Source organism: Janibacter terrae, assembly GCF_039636765.1.
Lineage (GTDB): Bacteria > Actinomycetota > Actinomycetes > Actinomycetales > Dermatophilaceae > Janibacter > Janibacter terrae.
On record NZ_CP144167.1, the window covers coordinates 2,646,887 to 2,669,544 of the forward strand.

Genomic DNA, 22,658 nt, shown 5'->3' on the forward strand with positions numbered 1-22,658 from the left:
CCGGATGATCCGATGATGAGGACGAGATGAGGAGGTCTTCATCGATCGAGCGGGGTCAGCGGGTCGGGCACCGCGCGGGTGACGAGGTTGAGGGCCCGCATGCCGTGGAAGACGAGCAGCGCGGCGGCGGTCCCGAGCGCGATCCCGGCGAACTGCAGGTCACCGATCTGCCAGGTGAAGTCGGCGATGCCGATGATCAGCGCGACTGCGCCGGTCATGAGGTTGATCGGGTTGCCGAGGTCGACCCGTGACTCGATCCAGATCTTCGCGCCGAGCAGGCCGATCATCCCGTAGAGGACGACGCCCGCTCCGCCGAGGACGCCCGCGGGCACGGTCGCGATGGCCTCGCCGAACTTCGGCGAGAAGGACAGGAGCAGGGCGACGACCGCGGCCACCCAGTAGGCCGCGGTGGAGTAGACCCGGGTGGCCGCCATGACCCCGATGTTCTCGGCGTAGGTCGTCGTGCCGGACCCGCCGCCGGCCCCGGCGAGGGTGGTCGCGAGCCCGTCGGCGATGAGCGCGCGCCCGGTGATCGGGTCGAGGTCCTCACCGGTCATCGAGGCGACGGAGCGGATGTGCCCGACGTTCTCGGCGACGAGGACGAGGACGACGGGGACGAAGAGACCTGCCACGGCGAGGTCGAGGTGGGGCGCCTGGAAGTCCGGCATCCCCCACCAGGACGCCTCCTCGACCTTGGCGAAGATGACCTGTCCCTGCAGCAGCGCGGCGACATAGCCGGCCGCGACGCCCACGAGGATCGCTATGCGGGAGAACAGCGTCCGGGTGGCGACGGTGACCACGAGGATGACGGCGATGGTGACCAGGGCGGTCACCGGCCCCTGCTCGACGTTGGCCTTGGCGCTCGGCGCCAGGTTGAGCCCGATGAGGGCGACGATCGCACCGGTCACCGTGGCGGGCATCAGGGCGCGCAGCCACCGGTCGCCGGCGAGCTGCACGGCCAGGCCGAGCAGGGCGAGGGCCACGCCCGCCATGACGACGCCGCCGAAGGCGGTCGCCTGGTCGTGACTCGCCGTCGCGGCGGTGAACGGGGCGATGAAGGCGAAGGAGCTGCCGAGATAGCTCGGCACCCGCCCGGCGGTGAGGACGAGGAAGAGCATCGTGCCGATGCCGCTGAAGAAGAGGGTCGTCGCGGGCGAGATGTCGACGAGCAGCGGGAGGAGGAAGGTCGCGCCGAACATCGCGACCACGTGCTGTGCGCCGAGACCGATCGTCCGCGGCCACGACAGCCGCTCGCCGGGCCGCACGACCTCGCCGGGCCGGACCTCCCGCCCGTCGCCGTGGAGCTGCCACCCGAGGCCGAAGGGGGGTCTGCTCGCGGTGTCCTGATCGGTCTCGGTCATGGGCCGAATGCTAGGTCAGGGACGGCCACCCCTGAGGACGGACCACAGCCACGGGGTGCGCGAGGGCGTGGACAGCCGCTCGCCCGGCGGTGGACCCTCGTCGACGTCGTCGTAGTACACCGCGTTGCCGGGGACCTGGCCGGCGAGGGTCCTGGGGTCGATGCTCTCGGCGGCGGCCCGCGCGAGCACCTCCTCCGGTGCGGCGTCACGGGTCGTGTCGTAGAGGTGCACCCGGGTCCCGAGCAGCGCGGTGAGCGCGCCGAGCCGTCGGGGGGAGATGCCGGACATGCGGTGGCTGATGGCGAGCGTCCAGCGACTGTCCACGCCCGGGACCGGCGGGAGGATGCCCGTGCCCGAGACGGCGCCCACGGCCTCGGCCCCGTCGACCCCGCGCCCGTCCGTCAGGCCCAGCGCCTCGGCGACCTCGGCCTGCGACCGGTCGAGGACGGCGAGCCACGCGGTCCCGTGGCCGAAGGGCTCGAGGTGGGTCACAGCGAGCGCGCCATGATCACGCCGTCCCGGTCGTCACCGGGCGCGACCCGGACCGCCCCCGGCACCCGACCGACCTCCGCGTAGCCGTACCGGGTGTAGAACTCGCCGAGCCCGGTCCCGCCCCGGTAGTCGAGGGTGACGAGCTCGAAGCCGCGGTCGCGGGCCGTGCGGTGCAGGCCCGCCATGAGGAGGGCGCCGTGGTTGGTGCCACGGCGGCCGGGGTCGGTCATGACCCGCTCGAGGGTGGCGCCGTGCGCCATGAGTGCCCCGGTCGACCCGACGACGAAGCCGAAGCCCAGCAGGTCGCCCAGCGGCGAGTTGAGGGCGACGCACACCGTGTCCCCCCGCTCGAGCCTCGCCTCGTAGCCGTCGAGCACGGCCGAGACGTCCTCGCGGGAGGCGCCGGGCAGGAACCCGACCGCACCGCCGGCGTCGTTGACCGCGACCCACATGTCGAGCATCGCCTCGCGCGCCCGGGCCGGGATGCGCTCGGCGACCCGCAGGTACGGCAGCTCGAGGACCTGCCACTCCTCCCCGTCCACGGTGTGGTCCAGCTCGGCGACGTGCATCATCCCGGCGGACTCGGCGACGAGCCTGGTCGCGAGGTCGTCCGGGGCCACCCGCATGCGCAGCGGCAAGTCCGGCAACCACTCGAGGGCGTGCGCGACCGCCGCCCGCAGCGAGCGCGCGGCCAGGTCCTCGCCCCCTTCGCGCTCGAGGACGCGGATCGTCACGCGGATGAACTCGGCGTGCGCCCGGAGCCCGACGAAGCCGGCGCGGGCCCCGGCTCCGTCCTCGACGACCCAGGCGCCGTAGCCGTGCTGGTCCCAGTGCGCGCGCCAGCCCCGGACGATCTCGGCGGCACGCTCGACGGCCTCGGGATCACCCATGAGGTCGGCCACGAGGCGGGCGTCGCCCACGACGGGGGCACGGAGGCCGAACCCGGCCGTGGTGATCGATCGCGGTGGAGGCAGCACTGCAGTCACGTGGGCCATGGTGCACCACCACCCCGGTCACTGGGACGATGGAGCCACGATGACCTCGACGACCACCGCCTCCGCCCCCTTCGCCGTCCCCGTCGGCACCGAGCCCGACGCGCTCTTCGAGCTCTTCGCGACGTGGGCCGCCGACCGCGGCACGCCGCTGTACCCGCACCAGGAGGAGGCGCTGCTCGCCCTCCTCGGCGACGACCACGTGGTCCTCGCGACCCCGACCGGGTCCGGCAAGTCCCTCGTCGCCACCGGCGCGATCGCCCACGCGCTGGCCAGGGACGAGGTCGCCTTCTACACCGCACCGATCAAGGCCCTGGTGTCCGAGAAGTTCTTCGACCTGTGCGCGACCTTCGGCCCCGACAACGTCGGCATGCTCACCGGCGACGCCTCGGTCAACGCCGACGCCCCGATCATCGTGTGCACCGCCGAGGTCCTGGCCAACCTCGCGCTCCGCGAGGGCAGCAGCGCCGACGTCGGCCTGGTCGTCATGGACGAGTTCCACTACTACTCCGAGCCCGAGCGCGGCTGGGCCTGGCAGGTGCCGCTGCTGGAGCTGCCGCAGGCGCAGATGCTCCTCATGTCGGCCACGCTCGGCGACACCCGCGCGATCGCGGCCGACCTGCGCGAGCGGACGGGGCGCGACGTCGCCGTCGTGGCGGACGCCGAGCGGCCGGTGCCGCTGACCTTCTCCTGGGCGCTCACCCCGATCCAGGAGACGATCGAGGAGATCCTCGAGTGGCGTCGCGCCCCGGTGTACGTCGTCCACCAGACCCAGGCCAACGCCGCCGAGCACGCCCGCCTGCTGCAGACGCTCAAGCTGCTCGACAAGGACGAGAAGCAGGCGATCGCCGACCGGCTCGCCGGCTTCCGCTTCTCCGCGGGCTTCGGCCGCACGCTCGGCGGGATGCTGCGCCGCGGCGTCGGCGTGCACCACGCCGGCATGCTCCCCCGCTACCGGCGTCTCGTCGAGCAGCTCGCCCAAGCCGGCCTGCTCAAGGTCATCTGCGGCACCGACACGCTCGGCGTCGGCATCAACGTGCCCATCCGCACCGTGCTCTTCACCTCGCTGACGAAGTTCGACGGGTCCCGCCACCGCGTGCTGCGGGTGCGCGAGTTCCTCCAGATCGCCGGCCGCGCGGGCCGCGCCGGGTACGACACCGAGGGCTACGTCGTCGTCCAGGCGCCGGAGCACGTCATCGACAACCACCGCGCGCTGCTCAAGGCGGGCGACGACGACAAGAAGCGCAAGAAGGTCCAGCGCAAGAAGGCCCCCGAGGGCTTCATCGTCTGGACCGAGGAGACCTTCGCCAAGCTGACGTCCGCCGAGCCGGAGGTCCTGCGCTCGCGGATGAAGGTCGACAACTCGCTCATCCTCAACCTCGTCGCCCGCCCCGGTGACCCGGTCGCCTCGCTCTCGCGGCTCACCAGGGACAACCACGAGGACGCGAAGGGGAGGTCCCGCCTCGCCCGTCGAGCCGTCCGCCTGGGGCGCAGTCTGCTCGACTCCGGTGTGCTGGAGCGTCTCCCCGAGCCGGACGAGACCGGGCGGACCGTCGCGCTGACCCTGGACCTGCCCGCCGACTTCGCGCTCAACCAGCCGCTCGCCCCCTTCGCCCTGGCCGCGCTCGACCTGCTCGACCCGGACTCCCCCACCCACGCCCTCGAGGTCGTCTCGACGATCGAGGCGGTGCTCGAGGCGCCGATGGCGGTGCTCGTCGCGCAGCAGCACGCCGCCCGAGGCGAGGCGATCGCGGAGATGAAGGCCGACGGCATCGAGTACGAGGAGCGGATGCGGCTGCTCGAGGAGATCACCTGGCCGCGGCCCCTCGCGGAGGAGCTCGAGGCCGCCTTCGAGACCTACCGGCAGAGCCACCCGTGGCTGCCCGAGGAGGCACTCGTCCCCAAGTCCGTCGTCCGGTTGATGTGGGAGGAGGGCATGTCCTTCGCGGACTTCGTCCGCCGCTTCCAGCTCGCGCCGCGCGAGGGCCTCGTCCTGCGCTATCTCACCGACGCCTACCGGACCCTGACCCGGACGGTGCCCGAGGCCCACTCCTCGCCGGCGCTCGAGGAGATCATCGACTGGCTCGGCGAGACCGTGCGCCAGACCGACTCCTCGCTGCTGGACGAGTGGGAGGCCCTGTCCGACCCCGACGCGGCCGTCCGGCTCGCGCAGGGCCGCGAGGCCGCCACACCGCCGCGCCCGCTGAGTGCGCGCACCGGTCCCTTCCGCACGATGGTCCGGGGCGCCCTGTGGCAGCGCGTGGAACGCGCCGCGCGCGACGACCTGTCCGGGCTGAGCGCCATCGAGACCGCCGCCGCCGAGCTCGCCGACGACGGTCGGACCCCGGTCATGGGGTATGACGCGTGGGACGGCGCGCTCGGCGACTACTGGGAGGAGCACGACCGGATCGCCACCGACCAGGACGCCCGCGGCCCGCACCACCTGCACGTGGAGGAGGCGAGCGGACCCGCCCCCGGGGTCGACGACGAGGACGCGCCGGACGTGCGGCTGTGGCGGGTGCGCCAGACCCTCGCGGACCCCGAGGGCGACCACGACTGGGTCATCGAGGCCGAGGTCGACCTCGCTGCGTCCGACCGGGTCGGCGAGGCGGTCGTCCTGGCGACCGCGCTGAGACGGTTGTGAGCCGATGATCCTCGTCGACCCGCCCACCTGGCCCGGATGGGGCCGCACCTGGAGCCACCTCGTGTCCGACTCCTCGCTGGAGGAGCTGCACGCCTTCGCGGAGGCGGTCGGGCTGCAGCGTCGGCTCTTCGACGAGGACCACTACGACGTGCCGGTCGAGCGATACGGCGAGGTCGTCGCCGCCGGGGCCCACGAGGTCGCCGGGTCCGAGCTGATCCGCCGACTCATCCGCAGCGGCCTGAGGGTCACGCAGGCGGAGCGAGCCGGGCGAGCTCCCGAGCAAGGTTGACTCGGGCCCGCGCGCTCCAGTGCTCGTGCGCGTGGTCCGTGAGGTAGAGGCGCTCCCGCTCGGCGAAGGGGGTGAGCACCGCGGTCCTCCCCCGCGCGAAGTCCCTCGCCCGCACGTGCCCGTACTCGGCGCGCACCTGGGTGCAGTAGGAGTCGAAGCGCTCGGTCGGCGACGCCAGGATCCACAGGTCCGCGTCGTGGAAGGCCCGGGAGACCGCGTCGTCGACGGCCATCTCGTGCGTGGCGCTGTCGCGGACCAGGCGCGCCACGCGGGTGACCTCCGCCGCCCGGAGCCCGAGGAGGGGCAGGCGCTGCTCCGCGAGCACCGCCGAGGCCTCCTCGGTCGCACCCGATGCGGCGGTGGTCTCGTACACCGCGTCGTGGAACCACGCGACCAGCTCGGCGAGGTGCCGGTCCTCGGCGGGGAGGTCACCTCCTTCGGCCAGCTCGTCGAGGGCCGCGAGGACCTCCGCCAGGTGCACCGGGCCGTGATACGCGCGGTGCGGCTCGCGCCACCGCACGAGCAGCTCGTCGCCGAGCTCGTCCACTGCGGCGGGGTCCGCGCCCGGCACCAGGGCGGTCACATCGGCGTGCCATCGCTCACGCAGGGTCATCACGTGTGGGATTCTGCCCGAATGAGCGCTCCCTCCCCCTCGGGTGACACCCTCGAGTCCGTCCGGCGCGCCGGGGTCGAGACCACGGGCATCGAGATCATCGACGAGGCCGACCGGACCGCGAAGCCCTCCGACCTCTTCTGGCCGTGGTTCGCCGCGAACGTCTCCGTCTTCGGCATCTCGTACGGCAGCTTCGTGCTCGACTTCGGCATCTCCTTCTGGCAGGCGATCCTCGTGTCGATCCTCGGGATCGTCATCTCCTTCCTGCTGTGCGGGCTCGTCGCCGTCGCCGGCAAGCGGGGCTCGGCCCCGACGATGGTCATCTCCCGGGCGGCCTTCGGCGTCCAGGGGCAGAAGCTGCCGGGCGTCGTCTCGTGGATCGTCTCGATCGGCTGGGAGACCTTCCTCGCGATCATGGCCACGCTCGCCACCGCGACAGTCATGCGCGAGCTCGGCTGGGGCGGAGGGACGCCCACCAAGATCATCGCGATGCTCGTCGTCGCCGGGCTCATCGTCGTCGCCTCGGTCGCCGGCTACCACCTGATCATGCGGCTGCAGTCGTGGCTCACCTGGGTGACCGGCCTCGCGACGGTCGTCTACGTGCTGCTGACCGTGGCGCACATCGAATGGTCCGCGCTCACGGCGGTCGAAGGGGGGTCCCCCCAGCAGGTCCTCGGCGCGCTGATCATGGTCATGACCGGGTTCGGCCTCGGGTGGATCAACATCGCCGCCGACTGGTCGCGCTACCAGAGCCGCGAGGCCTCCTCCGGCGCGATCGTCGCGTGGAACACCTTCGGTGGCGCGCTCGCGCCGGCCCTGCTCGTCGCGTACGGCATCGGCCTGGCGGGGTCCGACGCGGACCTGCGGGCAGGCATCGTCGCCGACCCCGTCGGCACCCTCGCGACGATCCTGCCGACGTGGTACCTCGTGGTCTTCGGCGTGGCCGCCGTGCTCGCGCTCGTCTCCGGCGCGGTGCTCGGCATCTACTCCTCGGGCCTGACCCTGCTGAGCCTCGGGGTGCGGATCCCGCGCCCCGCCGCCGCCGGCATCGACGGGCTGCTGCTCACCCTCGGCACGATCTACGTGGTCTTCTTCGCCGAGAACTTCCTCGGCCCCTTCCAGTCCTTCCTCATCACCCTCGGGGTGCCGCTCGCGGCCTGGGCCGGGATCTTCCTGTCCGACCTCGCGCTGCGGCGCCGGGACTACGACGAGGTCGCGCTCTTCGACTCCCGCGGGCGCTACGGGTCGGTCGACTGGATCTCCGTCGCGACGATGGTCCTCACCTCGGCCATCGGGTGGGGTCTGGTCACCAACGCGATGCCGGACTCGACGTGGAACAACTGGCAGGGCTACCTGCTCAAGGCCTTCATGGGCACCGAGCTCGTCGAGGACCCGGCCGGGAGCTACTGGGCCGGGGACTGGTCCTACGCCAACCTCGGCGTGGTCATGGCGCTCGTGCTCGCCTTCGTCATCACCTGGGTGGCGCGACGCGGTGTGGTGCGGCGGCAGGAGGAGCGGCTGTGACGGGCGCCGAGCGGCCCTCGCTGCCCGACCTCGACGACGCCTGGCTCGTCGTCGTCGACCCCCAGCGCATCTTCGCCGACCCTGCCTCCGAGTGGGGCTCGCCGATGTTCGACGCGGCCCTCGGCCCGATCAAGAGCCTGCGCTCCGGATTCGGTGCCGAGCGCACGCTCGTCACGCGCTGGCTCCCGGGGACCTCACGGGAGGGCTCCTGGGGGCCGTACTTCGAGCACTGGGCCTTCGCCGACCGGCCCGACACCGATCCGCTCTTCGACCTCGTCTCCCCCGCCAACGGGTGGAGCAGCCGGGGCACGGTCGACGTCACGACCTTCGGCAAGTGGGGCACGGCGCTGAGGCGCGTCACCGGCGAGACGCCCACGCTCGTGCTCGCGGGGGTCTCGACGGACTGCTGCGTCATCTCCACCGCGCTGCCCGCAGCGGACGCCGGCGCGACGCTCGTCGTCGCCGCCGACGCCTGCGCGGGGTCGAGCGAGGAGGACCACGCGGCCGCACTGCAGGTCATGGGCCTGTACGCGCCGCAGATCGTCGTGTCGACCTCGGCCGAGGTCCTCGCCGAGCGGTAGCTCAGCCGCCGCTCACCGAGCTCCCCGCGACTTTGACCATCCACGGGACGCCGTAGCGGTCGGTGAAGGAGCCGAACTCGTCCCCCCACATCTGCATCTCGAGGGGCACCTCGACGGTGCCGCCGTCGGTGAGCCCCGACCAGTAGCCGCGCAGCCGCTCCGCCTCATCGCCGCTGATGCTGATGGTGATGGCGCTGCCGGGCGTGGCCGTCATGCCGGGTGGCGTGTCGCTGGCGAAGATCGTGTAGCCCGCGTCGGTCTGCAGGCTCGCGTGCATCACCTGGTCGGCGATGTCGCCGGCGTCGGGCATGGATTCGCCGAAGGTGTGCACGACCAGCTCGCCGCCGAGCACGGACTGGTAGAACTCCATCGCCTCACGGGCACTGCCGTCGAAGCTCAGGTACGGGTTGAGTGTCGATGCCATGCCACCCATGGTGGCCCCGGCGCACCGACCGGCGGTAGGCCTCAGCGGGTGCGGACCGGACGCAGTCGCCGAGCGGCGTCGTGAACCGCCTCCGTGAGGCGGGTGAGGCGTGGGGTGCCGAGGGTCCAGACCTGCCAGTACAGCGGCACGTCACGGCGCTCACGGCTGCGCAGGAGCACGAGCTCGCCGGTGTCGAGGTCGTCGCCGAGCTGTGCCTCGGGGACCATCGCCCAGCCGAGGCCGGCGCGCACGGCCGCGACGAAGCCCTCCGACGACGGCACCTGCGACGTCGGCGGTTCGGTCATGACGCCCAGGTCCCGCAGCACCTCGGCCTGCAGGTCGTCCTTGGAGTTGAAGCGCAGCACGGGCATGGCAGCCCAGTCGTGGCCCCGCCCTCGGATGAAGCGCTCGGCCAGGGCCGGCGAGGCCACCGGGAGGTAGCGCATCGCCCCGAGCGGCTCCGTGCGGCAACCGGCGACCGGCGTCGGGTCGGCCGTGACCGCACCGACCACTCCCCCGCGCCGCAGGTGGTCGGCACTGTACTCCTCGTCCTCGACCTCGAGCTGCAGCCGCGTGTCCGGCCAGCCGGCGGCGACCTCGAGCACGGGCGCGAACCACGTCGCGAGGGAGTCGGCGTTGACGGCGACCGGCAGCGCGACGTGCGTGGATCCCCCTTCGCCCAACGCGGCACGCGCCTCGTCCTCGAGCAGGACCATCTGCCGAGCCGTGCGGACCAGCGACTGCCCTGCCTCGGTCGCCCGGCACGGGATCGCGCGCTCGACGAGTACCCGACCCGTGTCGCGCTCGAGCGCCTTGATCCGTTGGCTCACCGCGGAGGGAGTGACGTGGAGGGAGCGGGCCGCGGCGTCGAAGGTACCGGCGTCGATGACGGCGAGCAGGGCTCGCAACTGCTCGAGCTGCATGAAGCCATGCTAATGATCCTGAAGGATCCTTCACTGGCCTGCACGGTGGCGAGCGTCTAGCGTCGTGCCCTGTGCCCGTCTCCGCCCTCGCCGGTCTGCTCACCGGACTCACCCTCATCGTCGCCATCGGCGCGCAGAACGCCTTCGTCCTGCGCCAGGGCATCCGTCGCGAGCACCTGGCACCGGTCGTGCTCATCTGCATCGCCGCCGACGCCCTGCTCATCGGTCTGGGCACTGCCGGCGTCGGCGCGCTGGTGGGTGCCCACCCCGAGCTGGTGCGCGTCGTCACGTGGCTGGGGGCGGCCTACCTGCTCGGGTACGGTCTCGTCGCCCTGCGGCGTGCCGCCCGACCGGAGACGCTGACCGCCGATGCGCCCACCTCGCGCGGGTCGGTCGTGATGACGACGCTGGCCATCACCTTCCTCAACCCGCACGTCTACCTCGACACCGTGCTCATGCTCGGGTCGATCGCCAACGGTCACGGCGAGCAGCGCTGGGCCTTCGCGGGCGGGGCCGCGCTCGGCAGCACCCTGTGGTTCTCGGCGCTGGGCCTGGGCGCACGGGCCCTGGCCGGGCCGCTCGGCCGGCCGGGCACCTGGCGGGTGCTCGACGGCGTCATCGGCGTGACGATGATCGGGCTGGCGGTGCTGCTCGTCACCAGATGAGGCGAGCCACCGCCAGCACGGTGCTCGCGGTGACGCCCACGCAGCAGACCCACCGGACCCAGAGTCCCGTCCAGGAGCGCTGGCCGTGCCCGGGCGCCCGCAACGAGCTGAGGTACCCACCGCCCGGGGCGAGGGCACCACGGTGCCCGCGCGAACGCTCGAAGGGCGCCCACGCATCGCGTGCCCGGACCGCCTGGGCGATCCCGCGCGCCGTCGGGACGACGAAGAGCGCTCCGACGAGGGCGGCGGCCAGGACCGCCAGTGGTTCCACCGGAACGGGTCAGGCGACCGCGACGAAGGGGGCGAGCTCGGCCGCGAGGTCCGGGTGCACCCTGGCACTGACCCGGGTGCCGTCGGCGACGTGGTCCTCCGAGAGGATGTCGGCCTCGTCGTGCAACCGGCTGACGAGGTCGCCGCGCGCGTACGGGACGAGGACCTCGACGTCGATGTCCGGACGGGGCAGCTCGTCCGCGACGAGCGCGAGCAGCTCCGGGATGCCCTCCCCCGTCCGCGCCGAGACGGCGATCGAGTGCTTCTCGTTGCGCAGGATGCGGTCGACGACCTCGGGGTCGGCGGCATCGGCCTTGTTGATGACGATGACCTCCTTGACATCGGTCGCGTCGACGTCGGCGAGCACAGAACGGACCGCGGAGATCTGCCCCTCCGGGTCGGGGTGCGAGCCGTCGACGACGTGCAGCAGCAGGTCGGCCTCGCCCACCTCCTCGAGCGTGGAGCGGAAGGCCTCCACGAGCTGCGGGGGGAGCTCGCGCACGAACCCGACGGTGTCGGCGAGGGTGAACTCGCGCCCGTCGGCCGTCTCGGAGCGCCGCACGGTGGTGTCGAGGGTCGCGAAGAGCTGGTTGTCGACGAGCACCCCGGCGTGGGTGAGTCGGTTGAGCAATGTCGACTTGCCGGCATTGGTGTAGCCGGCGATGGCGACGGACGGCGTGCCGTTGCTGCGGCGCGAGGAGCGCTTGGTGTCACGGTGGGTCTTCATCCCCGCGATGTCGCGCTTGAGCTTGGAGATGCGCGAGTTGATGCGGCGGCGGTCGAGCTCGATCTTGGTCTCACCGGGACCGCGCGACCCCATGCCCTGGCCGCCGGCCGCCTGGCCACCGGCCTGCCGAGACATCGACTCACCCCAGCCGCGCAGGCGCGGGAGCAGGTAGGTCAGCTGGGCCAGCTCGACCTGCGCGCGGCCTTCGCGGGAGGTGGCGTGCTGGGCGAAGATGTCGAGGATCAGAGCCGTGCGGTCGATGACCTTGACCTTGACGACGTCCTCGAGGGCGCGCCGCTGGCTCGGGCTGAGCTCGGTGTCGCACACGACGGTGTCGGCTCCTTCGGCCTCGACGATGTCGCGCAGCTCGAGTGCCTTGCCGGAGCCGAGGTAGGTGCCGGGGTCGGGGTTCTGGCGGCGCTGCAGGACGCCGGCGAGGACCTCGGAGCCGGCCGTCTCGGCGAGGGCGGCGAGCTCGCGCAGCGAGTTCTCCGCGTCCTCGATCGTGCCGTCGTTCCACACCGCGGCGAGCACGACGCGCTCGAGCCGCAGCTGGCGGTACTCGACCTCGGTGATGTCCTCGAGCTCGGTGGACAGCCCTTGGACACGGCGAAGGGCGGAGCGCTCCTCGCGGTCCAGCTGGTCGCCGTCGTAGTCGCTGCGGTCGAGGAAGCCCTCGTCGTCGGCGAGCGCCTGTGCGCGTCGGGAGAGGACCCGGTCGATCGTGGCGTCGAGGCGGATGTCGTCGGCGGACGCGTCGTGGTCGTGAAGTGGTTCTGTCATGTTCTCCTCAGGATCTCACCTTCCAACGCCCACGATCCACCCATTAGTCCTGCGTGGGAGCCGGACGTAGGCTCGGACCTCGTGTCCGCCACCCACGACGTCGTCCCCACGCCCACCGAGGACCACCTGGATCGGGGTCTGAACCCCCGCCACGTGCAGTTCATCGCCCTCGGCACCGCCATCGGCACGGGCTTGTTCTTCGGCTCCTCCGAGACCATCCAGGCCGCTGGCCCGGCCGTGCTGCTGGCCTACCTCGTCGCCGGTGCCATGGTCTTCATCGTCATGCGCGCGCTGGGCGAGATGGCCGTGCGCCACCCCGTCGCCGGGTCCTTCGCCCAGTACACCGGGTCCTTCCTCGGCCCCTTCGCCGGGTTCATCACGGGGTGGGTCTTCTGGCTCGAGCTGGCCGTCGTCGCCATCGCCGACATGACCGCCGTGGCGACGTACATGGGGTTGTGGTTCCCCGGCGTGCCCGGCTGGGTGTGGATGGTCGCCGCGCTCGTGCTCATCGGCTGCCTCAACCTCATGGCCGTGCGGGTCTTCGGTGAGATGGAGTTCTGGTTCTCCCTCATCAAGGTCCTCGCGATCCTCGCCCTGGTCGTCGGTGGCCTCGTCCTGATCTTCTGGGGCAAGGACGTCGGTGGCACCACCCCCGACTTCGCCAACCTGTGGAGCAACGACGGGTTCGCCCCCTTCGGCCTGTGGGGCATCGTCATGAGCCTGAGCGTCGTCGTCTTCTCCTTCGGCGGGATCGAGACGCTCGGCATGACGGCCGGCGAGGCGGACGACCCGGACCGCTCCATCGCGCGAGCGGTCAACACCGTGCCCGTGCGCATCCTGCTCTTCTACGTCGCCGCGCTCGCGGTGATCATGTCGATCATCCCGTGGGACGAGGTGACCGGCGAGACCTCTCCCTTCGTCGAGGTCTTCGCCGCCCTGGACATCCCCGCGGCCGAGCACATCATGAACTTCGTCGTCATCACGGCGGCCCTGTCGGCGATGAACGCGATCTTCTACGCCTGCTCCCGCACGATGTACGGCCTCGCGGAGCAGGGCCACGCGCCACGCGTCTTCCACCACGTCTCGCGCCGGGCGCACATCCCGGTCGTCCCCGTGCTCATCATGTTCGTCACCGGCGCCGTCGGCATCGCGCTCTTCCTGACGATCGAGGACCGGCTCTTCTTCTACGTCGCGGCCATCGCCACCTTCGCCACGGTCTTCACGTGGCTGATGATCCTGCTCGCCCACTGGCGGATGCGGGCGCGGATGATCCGCGAGGGCGCGCCCGACACGCCCTACCGGATGCCCTTCTTCCCGGTGCTCAACAGCATCGCGATCGTCTTCATGCTGGGCGTCATCGTGCTGCTCGCGACCACCGACTCCGGACGCAACGCCTTCTACGTGGGGGCCGGCGCGCTGGTCCTGCTCACGCTGGCGTACTTCACGCTGGTCCGCGGGGAGGGTCGGGCTCCGGTCGACCTGCCCGCGCACACCATCGAGCAGCGCCCGGACGTCGGCTCCAGGGCGTAGGCCTCAGCCCTTGGCCAGGGTGCGGATGTCGGTCGCCTCGGTGCGCTCGGCATCGGCCCGCTCGTCCTCGGTCATCTGCTGGCTCTCGATCTCGGCCTGCACCCGCCGCAGGTAGTGCTGGACCTCCGACTCGGTGCGCTCCGCGTCCCAGCCCAGCTCGGCCGCGAGGACCCGCGCCGCCGGTGCGGCCGCCTGGACGCCGCGGTCGGTCGTCTCGATCGAGATGCGCGTGCGACGGGTCAGGAGGTCGTTGAGGTGGAGCATCGCCTCGTGGCGGGCGGCGTAGACGACCTCGACGACGAGGTACTCCTCCGCTCCCTCGAGCGGCTCGGCGAGGGCGCGGTCCTCGTCGATCATCCGGAAGAGGTCGACGGCGAGGGACCCGTAGCGGTCGAGCAGGTGGGTCAGGCGCCAGACCGGCAGGTCGTGACGGCGACTCAGGGTGTCGAGCTGGTTGACCAGCGCTTGGTAGCCCTCGGCCCCGACGAGCGGGATGTGCTCGGTGACGCTGTCCGGGACCCCGGGCGACAGGTCCACACGGGCCGCGTCGACCGCGTCCTGCGCCATGATCCGGTAGGTCGTGTACTTGCCGCCCGCGATGGAGACCAGACCCGGCTGGGGACGGGCCACCGCGTGCTCGCGGCTGAGCTGCGAGGACTCCTCGGACTCACCGGCCAGCAGGGGGCGCAGCCCGGCGTAGACCCCCTGGATGTCGTCGCGGGTCAGCGGGGTGACGAGCACGCCGTTGATCTGCTCGAGGATGTAGTCGATGTCCGTGGAGGTCGCCGCCGGGTGCGCCCGAGAGAGGTTCCAGTCCGTGTCGGTCGTACCGATGATCCAGTGGGTGCCCCACGGGATGCAGAAGAGGACCGACTTCTCCGTGCGCAGGATCAGGCCCGTCTCGGAGTTGACCCGGTCGCGGGCGACGACGATGTGCACGCCCTTGCTCGCCCGGACGTGGAACCGGCCGCGGCCACCGGCCATCCGCTGGATGTCATCGGTCCACACGCCCGTGCAGTTGATGACGACCGACGCGCTGACCTCCACCTCGTCGCCGGTCTCGACGTCGAGCACCCGCGCGCCGACGACCCGCTCGCCCGCGTGGAGCAGACCGGTGACCTTCGCCGAGTTGAGGACGGTCGCGCCGTAGGACGCCGCCGTGCGCACGACCGTGAGCGTGTGGCGGGCGTCGTCGCACTGGGCGTCGTGGTAGAGCAGCCCGCCGTGGTGGGCGGACGGCTTGAGCGCGGGGACGAGGCGACGGACTCCCCCCTTCGTCAGCTGCTTGGTGCGCGGCACGGACCGGCCGCCGCCCATCGAGTCGTAGAGGGTCAACCCGGCGGTCACGTACGGCCGCTCCCAGACCGGGTGCGCCAGCGGGTAGAGGAAGGAGACCGGCTTGACGAGGTGCGGCGCGATGCGGGTGAGCATGAGCTCGCGCTCCTTGAGCGCCTCGCGGACCAGGCCGAAGTTGAGCTGCTCGAGGTACCGCACGCCGCCGTGGAAGAGCTTGCTCGAGCGGGAGGAGGTCCCCGAGGCGAAGTCGCGCTGCTCGACGAGGGCCACCTTGAGGCCACGGGTCGCCGCATCGAGGGCGACGCCGGCGCCGGTCACCCCACCGCCGATGACCAGGACGTCAAGGTCCTCCTCCGCGATGCGGCGCCAGGCCGCGACGCGCTGCTGGGGGTCGAGGGGCGTGGGATTCGGCATGGCACAACGGTAGTCGCGGTCGGCACCACAGGCGAAAGGGACCTGACAGGATGCCGCACATGAGCGCTGCCAAGACCTACGTGCTGGCCATCGACCAGGGGACGACCAGCACCCGGGCGATGATCTTCGACCGGGACGGCTCGGTCGTGGCGACCGACCAGATCGAGCACGAGCAGATCTTCCCGCGTGCCGGTTGGGTCGAGCACGACGCCATGGAGATCTGGGACAACACCCGGCGGGTCATCGGCGGGGCGCTCGGCAAGGCCAACCTCAACAGCGGGCACATCTCGGCGGTCGGCATCACCAACCAGCGCGAGACCACCGTCGTGTGGGACAGGAGCAACGGCCAGCCGATCCACCACGCCATCGTCTGGCAGGACACGCGTACCCAGGGGATCGTCGACGAGCTGGCCCAGGACGGCGGCCTGGACCGCTTCAAGGAGGTCTGCGGCCTGCCGCTCGCGACGTACTTCGCCGGACCGAAGATCGCGTGGATCCTCGACCACGTCGAGGGGGCGCGCGAGCGCGCCGAGGCCGGCGAGCTGCTCGCGGGGACGATGGACACGTGGGTCCTGTGGAACCTCACCGGCGGCGGCGAGAACGCCGGGGTCCACGTGACCGACGTCACCAACGCCTCCCGCACGATGCTCATGGACCTGCGGACCCTCGCGTGGGACGAGGCGACCTGCGAGGCGATCGGGGTGCCGATGCAGGTGCTCCCCGAGATCCGCTCCTCCTCGGAGGTGTACGGCGAGTGCAAGCCGGGAGTGCTCAAGGGGACGCCGATCGCAGGGGTCCTCGGCGACCAGCAGTCGGCCACCTTCGGCCAGGCGTGCCTGACGCCGGGGACGGCGAAGAACACCTACGGCACGGGCAACTTCATGCTGCTCAACACCGGGACCGAGATCGTCAGGAGCGACAACGGCCTGCTGACGACCGTCTGCTACCAGCTCGGCGAGGAGCCGGCCGTGTACGCGCTCGAGGGTTCGATCGCCGTGACCGGCTCGCTCATCCAGTGGCTGCGCGACAACCTGGGCTTCATCAAGGAGGCCCCCGAGGTCGAGCAGCTCGCCGGGAGCGTCGAGGACAACGGCGGGGTCTACTTCGTCCCGGCCTTCTCGGGGCTCTTCGCACCGCACTGGCGGCCCGATGCCCGCGGCGCGATCCTCGGGCTCACCCGGTTCGCCAACAAGGGCCACATCGCCCGGGCAGCCCTGGAGTCCACCGCGTACCAGACCAAGGACGTGCTCGACGCGATGCAGGCGGACGCCGAGCGCGCCGGCGGCCGTCTCACCGAGCTCAAGGTCGACGGCGGCATGGTGGCCAACGAGACCCTCATGCAGTTCCAGGCGGATGTCCTCGGCGTCGACGTCGTGCGGCCCAGGATCGCCGAGACCACCGCGCTCGGCGCCGCCTACGCCGCCGGCCTCGCCGTCGGGTACTGGGAGTCGACCGACGAGATCGTCGACAACTGGGCCGAGGACCGCCGGTGGTCGCCGGCCATGGACGAGACCGAGGTGGGGCGGCTGCACCGCAACTGGACCAAGGCGATCGGCAAGACCCTGGACTGGGTGGACGAGGACGTCGTCTGAGGTCGGGGTCCGAGGTCGGCGTCCTAGGCCGCGTCGACGAGCCCGTCGAGGTGAACCTCAAGCGGTGACCAGGCCCGGTCGGGCACCGGCTCCGGTCGGCGCCTCACCCTGGCCGCCGAGGTGCCGGGGCGCGTGGGTCTCCCGTGGCCCAGCAGCGGTGGCGCCACGCACGAGTAGTCGTTGCCCGTCGGTGTCGTCAGCCTGACCTGATGTGGGCCACCGCCGGGGTCGAGCCCGTCCGCGACGAGCTCGGCCGACCAGCCCGGCGACTCCTTGGCCAGGTTGTGCCGCTGACAGGTCCCCATCGCGTTGGCCGCGGAGGTCTCGCCCCCGCCCGCGTGGGCGTTGACGTGGTCGATGTCCCTGATCGGGGCACCGCACCACGGCACCCGGCACGACGCGTCCCGCAGCTCGATCAGCCGACGCAGCACCCCGGAGAAGAGGCGCCGCTGCGAGTCCATGGCCACGAGGTCTCGTCGTCCCGGAGCGGTCCACAGGCGGCGCAGCCAGGTCCGGGTGTCGCTGTCACACAGCCGCAGGAGGTGCTCACGAGCCATCGGTCCCGGCATCGCCCCGAAACCCGGGACCTCGACCTCGTCGCTCTCGCCGTCCGTACGCACGATCGCCTCCTCGCGCATCACCAGGGCGACCTCGACGGGCTGCACCTGCCCCGCGTGGCGCCCCGACAGCAGCTCCAACGCCGTGTCAGCCATCCACGCGCCGCGGCCTCGCTCGTCCGCCACGCGCGCGGCGTCGACGACCGGGTCGCCCGTCAGGGTGTGCCGCGCGTGCTCCGCGGCCTTCAGTGCTGCGAACGCGCCGACGACATCCGTCAACGGACCCAGGATGCTCAACCAGGCCATGCCGTCCGGGGCCGGGCGCACCGATACGTTGCGGGAGGCGGCCGCCCGGCGACGACGCCTCACCAATGACTCCTGATCCAGGTCGACCGCCGCCCGGTGCGCCGCAGCGGACAGCTCTCGGTCCCCCGCCGTCGTCAGGCACCCGGCGATCCGCCTGTCGGCCTCCACGCGGTCCTCGTGGGAGAGGCACGCCGTCTCGCGAGCCACGATCGTCGCCCGCCACTCACTGAGCTCACCCGCGGTCAGGGCCGCCATCGTGTGCGGCAGGTCGTGGACCAGACCCTGGACCAGACCGACGTGCCGATCGGCCTGGCTCGGCGAGACCCGCCGTGCCAGGGCCAGCTCCGCCCGCGCCGCGGCACGACGGCACCGGGCCTCACGGGCTGAGATCTCGTCGCTCGCCAGCTGCTCGGCCACCCGCGCGTCGCGGTCATCGACGAACCGAGCGGTCGCGCGGGCCTGCAGAGCCGCAGCCGCCCCCTTCGTCGCCTCCAGCAGGCTGACCACGCGGAGCAGCTCCGCCTGCGACAACCCCTCCGGGCGGGCCGCCGACAAGGCCTCCAGCGAGGCGGCCAACCGGTCCGGCAGGGCGACCGGCGGCATCGACTCGCTCCCCGTGCTGTCGGTCCCTGGATCCGTCATCGCGCCTCCCCTCGCCCTGCATGTCCATCGCTGGCGCCAGCATCCCACCGGGCACCGACAACCGACCTAGGGTTGCTGCGTGACCGACCACTACTTCACCGACTCCCCCGCCGCGACCGACCGCGAGCGCCGTCCGCTCACGCTCGAGCTCGCCGGCCGCGAGGTCACGGTGGAGACGGCCGGCGGCATCTTCTCGCCCGGCGGCCTCGACCGGGCGACGGCGATCCTCCTCGCCGAGGTGCCCGATCCCCCCGCCGCCGGAGACCTGCTCGACATCGGCTGCGGGTGGGGTCCCATCGCCCTGACGCTCGCGATGCGCTCCCCCGAGGCCACCGTCTGGGCGGTCGACGTCACCGAGCGCGCCCTCGACCTGACCCGGCGCAATGCCGCCGGACTCGGTCTGGCCAACGTCCGCACGGCCCGGCCCGACGAGGTGCCGGCAGACGTCGCCTTCGCGGCCATCTGGTCCAACCCGCCGATCCGCATCGGCAAGCCTGCCGTCCAGGACCTGCTGGGCACGTGGCTCCCCCGCCTGGCGAAGGGAGCAGACGCCCACCTCGTCATCGGCAAGAACCTCGGCGCCGACGGTTACGCCCGCTGGATCACCGACGAGCTCGGGCTGCCCACCGAGCGGGTCACGACGAGCAAGGGCTTCAGGGTGCTGCGGTCCACCCGCCCCGCGGCGGGTTGACCGTGTCGCCCTCGTAGCTCAGGTCCGCGTCCGCATCGACCTCGAAGGCCTCGAACCTCTCGTCCGCTAGGACTGCATCGACGAGAGAGCGCGGTCCGGCGACGATCGTGCTGTCCCAGTCGATCTCGCTCGCCACGACCCACGCCCGGTCGGCCGGCCAGAGCAGCTGCGGGCTGATCTCCCACATCCCGTCGTCCGCCCCCAGCCCGGCCCGCTGCGGCCATGTCCGGTCCGCCAGCTCGCTCGTCGACGTGGCGAGGAGGAGCATCTCCCGTCCCGGCCACTGCAGGCACGGCCCGTGATTCACCGCGCGGCGCACCTCGGGTGCGACACCAGCCTGTTGCGCGATGTCGGCCTCGCGCTGCGCCCGCCTGCGTGCCAGCCACCCGCTGCGCTCCTCGAGGTACCGGGCGACCCCACGCTCACCGAGCTGGCCCCACCCCGCCCAGATCCCGGTGACGAGGTCGTCCGGCGTCGTCGTCGCGACCGCCAGGTGCTCGGTCAGCCCGGCGAGCAGGTCGAGGTCGAAGAACCCCTCCTGCGTCTGACCGACCCTCCACCCATCGGCGAGCTCCACGCCCTCGTGAACGTCGGCCAAGCGGTTGAACTGGACGAGCGGGTGCGTCGTCAGGCCCTGTCGGGCTGCGACCTCGGACCACGGCCACCGGGTCTCCTCGAGCAGACGCGGCATGCCCCACTCGTCGACCACGGACCGGTCCCAGCGCGTGACCGGGACCGGGTGCAGGATCCGCGCGTACGAGTCGAAGCCGATCCCCGCGACGCCCCCGACCAGACCCCAGTCACCCACCCGGTCGATCAGCCAGCCACCCGCGGTGACGTCCCTCATCAGCTCCACAGCGGGAGTCTAGGGGCGCCATCCACCCGCGACGGGCTGAGCCGAGAAGGGGAGCGCCTCAGACGAGCGTCGTCGTCCCGTCGGCGACGAGCACGGCAGGACCGGCGAGCTCCACCTCACGGCCGGGCAGCAGGCGCACCCGCAGCGTCCCGCCGGGCACCTCGACCTGCACCTGCCCCGGGGCGTCGACGTCGCCGGACCAGAAGGCGAGCCCGATCGCGGCGGCGCACACGCCGGTGCCGCAGGAGCGGGTCTCCCCGACGCCGCGCTCGTGGACGCGCATCGAGACGTGGCCCGGGCCGAGGACCCGGACGAACTCGACGTTGCTGCCCTCGGGCGGGACCGGGTTGACCTTCGGCGGCTGGCGCAGGCGGAGGCCGTTGAGGTTGACGTTCTCCGGCAGCGCCACGACGGTGTGCGGGTTGCCGAGGTCGAGCGAGAGCGCGGAGTACGGCTCGGTGATGTCCTCGGCCTCCTCGACGTGGACGAGGGAGTCGAACCCCTGCGCCTGCGCCTTGGCCTCGTCGACGAAGCGCCAGGTCCCCATGTGGGTGACGACCTCGTCGCCCTCGAAACGGATCCGGCGGATGCCTGCTCGGGTGGCGATCGTCAGCTCCTCGCCGACCAGTCCCTCGCGGCGCAGCCAGGTCGCGAAGACCCGCGTGCCGTTGCCGCACATCTGGGCCAGCGACCCGTCGGCGTTGCGGTAGTCCATGAACCACTCGGCCCGGTCGGCCAGCGCGCGGACGTCCTCCTCCGCGGCCGCCGCCGTGCGCACGATGCGGATGACGCCGTCACCGCCGATCCCGGCCTGGCGGTCGGCGAGCAGCGCGACCTGCGTCGGGGTGAGCTCGAGCTCGCCGTCGAGGTCGGGGACGAGCACGAAGTCGTTCTCGGTGCCGTGGCCCTTGGTGAAAGGCAGGTTCATGGGACCCATTGTGTCGGACGGCGGGTGAGCTCCAGCGCCGCGTCCGCGAGGTCCGGCGCGGCGGCGTCCAACCACACGGGGCGCGGGTCGGGCCGCCACCACGACTCCTGCCGTCGGGCGTACCGCCGGGTGGCCTGCGCGGTGTCCCTGATCGCCTGCTCCGCGCCCCAGCGCCCGTCGAGCTGACCGAGTGCCTGCGCGTAGCCGATCGCCCGCGAGGCGGTCCGGCCGCCGCGCAGCCCGGCAGCGTCCAGCCGGCGCACCTCGTCGAGCAACCCGCCCTCCCACATCGCGCGGGCGCGCCGCTCGATCCGGCGGGTCAGCGCGTCCCGGTCGTCACGCAGACCGATGACGAGCGAAGGGCGTCGGTACCGCTTCGTGGGCGCCGTCGCCGAGAAGGGACGGCCGGTGATCTCGACGACCTCGAGTGCTCGGACGATCCGGCGGATGTTGTTGGGCTCGATGGCAGCCGCGGCCGCGGGGTCGAGCTCGCGCAGGCGTCGACGCAGGGCGTCGCTCCCCCCTTCGTCCTGCGCCTGCGCCTCGAGCCGCGCGCGCACGACCGGGTCCGTCGGCGGGATGTCGAGGTGATCCAGGGCCGCGCGCACGTACAGGCCGGAGCCGCCGGCGAGCACCGGCACCCGACCGCGCGCGAGCACATCGCCGGTCGCTGCCTCGGCACGGGACTGGAAGTCTGCGAGGGTCGCCTCGTCGGTGACCTCGAGGACGTCGAGGAGGTGGTGCGGGATCCCACGGCGCTCAGCGGGAGGCAACTTGTTGGTGCCGATGTCCATGCCGCGGTAGAGCTGCATCGCGTCGGCGTTGACAACCTCGCCACCCAGCCGCTCGGCGAGGTCGAGCGCCAGGTCCGACTTGCCGGTCGCGGTGGCGCCGACGACGGCGATGACCTGCGGGATCACTCCTGCTCGTCGTCCTGCTCGTCGTCGTGACCGAAGGGGTCCGGGACCTCGCCCGGCATCCACGTGTGGCCGGGGACGCCCCAGCCCTCGGCCCTGACGGCCTTGCGGGCCTTCTTCTTCCACTTCTCGCCCAGCCGGTCGACGTAGAGGAAGCCGTTGAGGTGGTCGTACTCGTGCTGCATGCAGCGGGCGAACCATCCGGTGGCGGTGAAGGCGATCTCGTTACCGTCCCAGTCGTAGCCGCTCACCTCGGCGCTCTCACCGCGGCGCAGCGGGAAGGAGTAGCCGGGCACGGAGAGGCAGCCCTCGGACTCGTTGTCGCGGTCGGGCTCGCCGACGGCGGGCTTGGCTGCCTTGACATAGGGGTTGATGACGTGACCGAGGGTCGGCACGCCGTCGTCGTTGGCCATGCTCCAGGTGAAGACCCGCAGCCCGACCCCGATCTGCGGCGCTGCCAGACCGACGCCGTGCGCGGCCTCCTGGGTCTCGTACATGTCCTCGACGAGGGTGCGCAGCTCGGCGTCGAACTCGGTGACCGGCTGGGCGCGCGTGTGCAGGACCGGTTCACCCGTGATGGTGATGGGGCGGATCGTCATGGGCGGCATCCTATTTGGCCCGCGGGACGGGCATGACGGAGC

The 22,658-nt window shown here is 72.1% G+C and carries 22 protein-coding genes; 8 read left to right on the forward strand and 14 right to left on the reverse strand.

Annotated elements, in window-relative coordinates:
* Positions 1–38: 38 nt before the first annotated feature.
* Genes V3C34_RS13070 through V3C34_RS13080 form a run of 3 tightly spaced genes read right to left on the reverse strand, consistent with a single transcriptional unit; the run spans position 39 to position 2,839 of the window.
* On the reverse strand, positions 39–1,361 hold the full coding sequence (locus V3C34_RS13070; protein WP_346007348.1) for a uracil-xanthine permease family protein: 1,323 nt from the start codon (positions 1,359–1,361) through the stop codon (positions 39–41).
* Positions 1,362–1,376: 15 nt separating this feature from the next.
* The gene (locus V3C34_RS13075; RefSeq protein WP_346007349.1) at positions 1,377–1,853 is read right to left on the reverse strand and encodes a hypothetical protein; all 477 of its coding nucleotides are present in this window, start codon (positions 1,851–1,853) and stop codon (positions 1,377–1,379) included.
* Positions 1,850–2,839 (reverse strand): GNAT family N-acetyltransferase, encoded by a 990-nt coding sequence (locus V3C34_RS13080; protein ID WP_169701827.1) that lies wholly within the window; start codon positions 2,837–2,839, stop codon positions 1,850–1,852. The genes V3C34_RS13075 and V3C34_RS13080 overlap by 4 nt, the downstream gene beginning before the upstream one ends.
* A 49-nt stretch (positions 2,840–2,888) precedes the next feature.
* Between V3C34_RS13080 and V3C34_RS13085 the strand changes: the two genes are divergently transcribed.
* Complete coding sequence (locus V3C34_RS13085) at positions 2,889–5,489, forward strand: DEAD/DEAH box helicase (RefSeq protein ID WP_346007350.1); 2,601 nt, start codon at positions 2,889–2,891, stop codon at positions 5,487–5,489.
* 4 nt (positions 5,490–5,493) lie between these two features.
* Positions 5,494–5,778: a DUF4031 domain-containing protein gene (locus V3C34_RS13090; protein ID WP_338537917.1), complete on the forward strand. Its 285-nt coding sequence runs from the start codon at positions 5,494–5,496 to the stop codon at positions 5,776–5,778.
* On the opposite strand, the gene V3C34_RS13095 is transcribed toward V3C34_RS13090, so the two are convergent.
* Positions 5,735–6,394 (reverse strand): hypothetical protein, encoded by a 660-nt coding sequence (locus V3C34_RS13095; protein WP_346007351.1) that lies wholly within the window; start codon positions 6,392–6,394, stop codon positions 5,735–5,737. The genes V3C34_RS13090 and V3C34_RS13095 overlap by 44 nt on opposite strands.
* Positions 6,395–6,412: 18 nt before the next feature.
* On the opposite strand from V3C34_RS13095, the gene V3C34_RS13100 reads away from it, so the two are divergent.
* The gene (locus V3C34_RS13100) at positions 6,413–7,915 is read left to right on the forward strand and encodes a purine-cytosine permease family protein (protein WP_346007352.1); all 1,503 of its coding nucleotides are present in this window, start codon (positions 6,413–6,415) and stop codon (positions 7,913–7,915) included.
* Positions 7,912–8,496 (forward strand): cysteine hydrolase family protein, encoded by a 585-nt coding sequence (locus V3C34_RS13105; RefSeq protein WP_346007353.1) that lies wholly within the window; start codon positions 7,912–7,914, stop codon positions 8,494–8,496. Before V3C34_RS13100 ends, V3C34_RS13105 begins: the two co-directional genes overlap by 4 nt.
* 1 nt (position 8,497) lies before the next feature.
* On the opposite strand, the gene V3C34_RS13110 is transcribed toward V3C34_RS13105, so the two are convergent.
* Entirely contained in the window at positions 8,498–8,920 is a 423-nt protein-coding gene (locus V3C34_RS13110; RefSeq protein ID WP_346007354.1) for a VOC family protein, read from the reverse strand.
* Between the two features lie 41 nt (positions 8,921–8,961).
* Positions 8,962–9,843 carry a LysR family transcriptional regulator ArgP gene (locus V3C34_RS13115; protein WP_068322959.1) on the reverse strand — a complete coding sequence of 294 codons (882 nt, stop codon included), beginning with the start codon at positions 9,841–9,843 and terminating at the stop codon, positions 8,962–8,964.
* A 71-nt stretch (positions 9,844–9,914) separates the two neighbouring features.
* On the opposite strand from V3C34_RS13115, the gene V3C34_RS13120 reads away from it, so the two are divergent.
* Positions 9,915–10,508, forward strand: coding sequence for a LysE/ArgO family amino acid transporter (locus V3C34_RS13120; RefSeq protein ID WP_255218242.1), 594 nt, complete (start codon positions 9,915–9,917; stop codon positions 10,506–10,508).
* On the opposite strand, the gene V3C34_RS13125 is transcribed toward V3C34_RS13120, so the two are convergent.
* Together V3C34_RS13125 and hflX are read right to left on the reverse strand one after the other, a co-directional pair.
* Positions 10,498–10,779: a hypothetical protein gene (locus V3C34_RS13125; RefSeq protein WP_346007355.1), complete on the reverse strand. Its 282-nt coding sequence runs from the start codon at positions 10,777–10,779 to the stop codon at positions 10,498–10,500. The two genes, V3C34_RS13120 and V3C34_RS13125, sit on opposite strands and share 11 nt — an antisense overlap.
* A gap of 9 nt (positions 10,780–10,788) precedes the next feature.
* Positions 10,789–12,288, reverse strand: a complete 1,500-nt coding sequence (gene hflX, locus V3C34_RS13130; RefSeq protein WP_068322953.1) for a GTPase HflX — start codon at positions 12,286–12,288, stop codon at positions 10,789–10,791.
* An 81-nt stretch (positions 12,289–12,369) separates the two neighbouring features.
* On the opposite strand from hflX, the gene V3C34_RS13135 reads away from it, so the two are divergent.
* Positions 12,370–13,818, forward strand: coding sequence for an amino acid permease (locus V3C34_RS13135; protein WP_068322950.1), 1,449 nt, complete (start codon positions 12,370–12,372; stop codon positions 13,816–13,818).
* 3 nt (positions 13,819–13,821) lie between these two features.
* On the opposite strand, the gene V3C34_RS13140 is transcribed toward V3C34_RS13135, so the two are convergent.
* The gene (locus tag V3C34_RS13140; RefSeq protein WP_068322947.1) at positions 13,822–15,528 is read right to left on the reverse strand and encodes a glycerol-3-phosphate dehydrogenase/oxidase; all 1,707 of its coding nucleotides are present in this window, start codon (positions 15,526–15,528) and stop codon (positions 13,822–13,824) included.
* A 59-nt stretch (positions 15,529–15,587) separates the two neighbouring features.
* Here V3C34_RS13140 and glpK point away from each other — a divergent pair, with 59 nt between their 5' ends.
* Positions 15,588–17,120 (forward strand): glycerol kinase GlpK, encoded by a 1,533-nt coding sequence (glpK, locus tag V3C34_RS13145; RefSeq protein ID WP_338537910.1) that lies wholly within the window; start codon positions 15,588–15,590, stop codon positions 17,118–17,120.
* 23 nt (positions 17,121–17,143) lie between these two features.
* Here glpK and V3C34_RS13150 read toward each other — a convergent pair whose 3' ends face one another.
* Positions 17,144–18,625 (reverse strand): DUF222 domain-containing protein, encoded by a 1,482-nt coding sequence (locus V3C34_RS13150; RefSeq protein WP_346007356.1) that lies wholly within the window; start codon positions 18,623–18,625, stop codon positions 17,144–17,146.
* A 79-nt stretch (positions 18,626–18,704) separates the two neighbouring features.
* Here V3C34_RS13150 and V3C34_RS13155 point away from each other — a divergent pair, with 79 nt between their 5' ends.
* Positions 18,705–19,316 carry a class I SAM-dependent methyltransferase gene (locus V3C34_RS13155; protein ID WP_346007357.1) on the forward strand — a complete coding sequence of 204 codons (612 nt, stop codon included), beginning with the start codon at positions 18,705–18,707 and terminating at the stop codon, positions 19,314–19,316.
* Here the strand turns inward: V3C34_RS13155 and V3C34_RS13160 are convergent.
* Genes V3C34_RS13160 through def form a run of 4 tightly spaced genes read right to left on the reverse strand, consistent with a single transcriptional unit; the run spans position 19,279 to position 22,616 of the window.
* Positions 19,279–20,172, reverse strand: a complete 894-nt coding sequence (locus V3C34_RS13160) for a hypothetical protein (protein ID WP_346007358.1) — start codon at positions 20,170–20,172, stop codon at positions 19,279–19,281. The two genes, V3C34_RS13155 and V3C34_RS13160, sit on opposite strands and share 38 nt — an antisense overlap.
* A 58-nt stretch (positions 20,173–20,230) precedes the next feature.
* Entirely contained in the window at positions 20,231–21,100 is an 870-nt protein-coding gene (gene dapF / locus V3C34_RS13165; protein WP_068322933.1) for a diaminopimelate epimerase, read from the reverse strand.
* Positions 21,097–22,017, reverse strand: coding sequence for a tRNA (adenosine(37)-N6)-dimethylallyltransferase MiaA (gene miaA, locus V3C34_RS13170; protein ID WP_346008568.1), 921 nt, complete (start codon positions 22,015–22,017; stop codon positions 21,097–21,099). Before miaA ends, dapF begins: the two co-directional genes overlap by 4 nt.
* Positions 22,017–22,616, reverse strand: a complete 600-nt coding sequence (def, locus tag V3C34_RS13175) for a peptide deformylase (RefSeq protein ID WP_068322927.1) — start codon at positions 22,614–22,616, stop codon at positions 22,017–22,019. Before def ends, miaA begins: the two co-directional genes overlap by 1 nt.
* Positions 22,617–22,658: the final 42 nt, after the last annotated feature.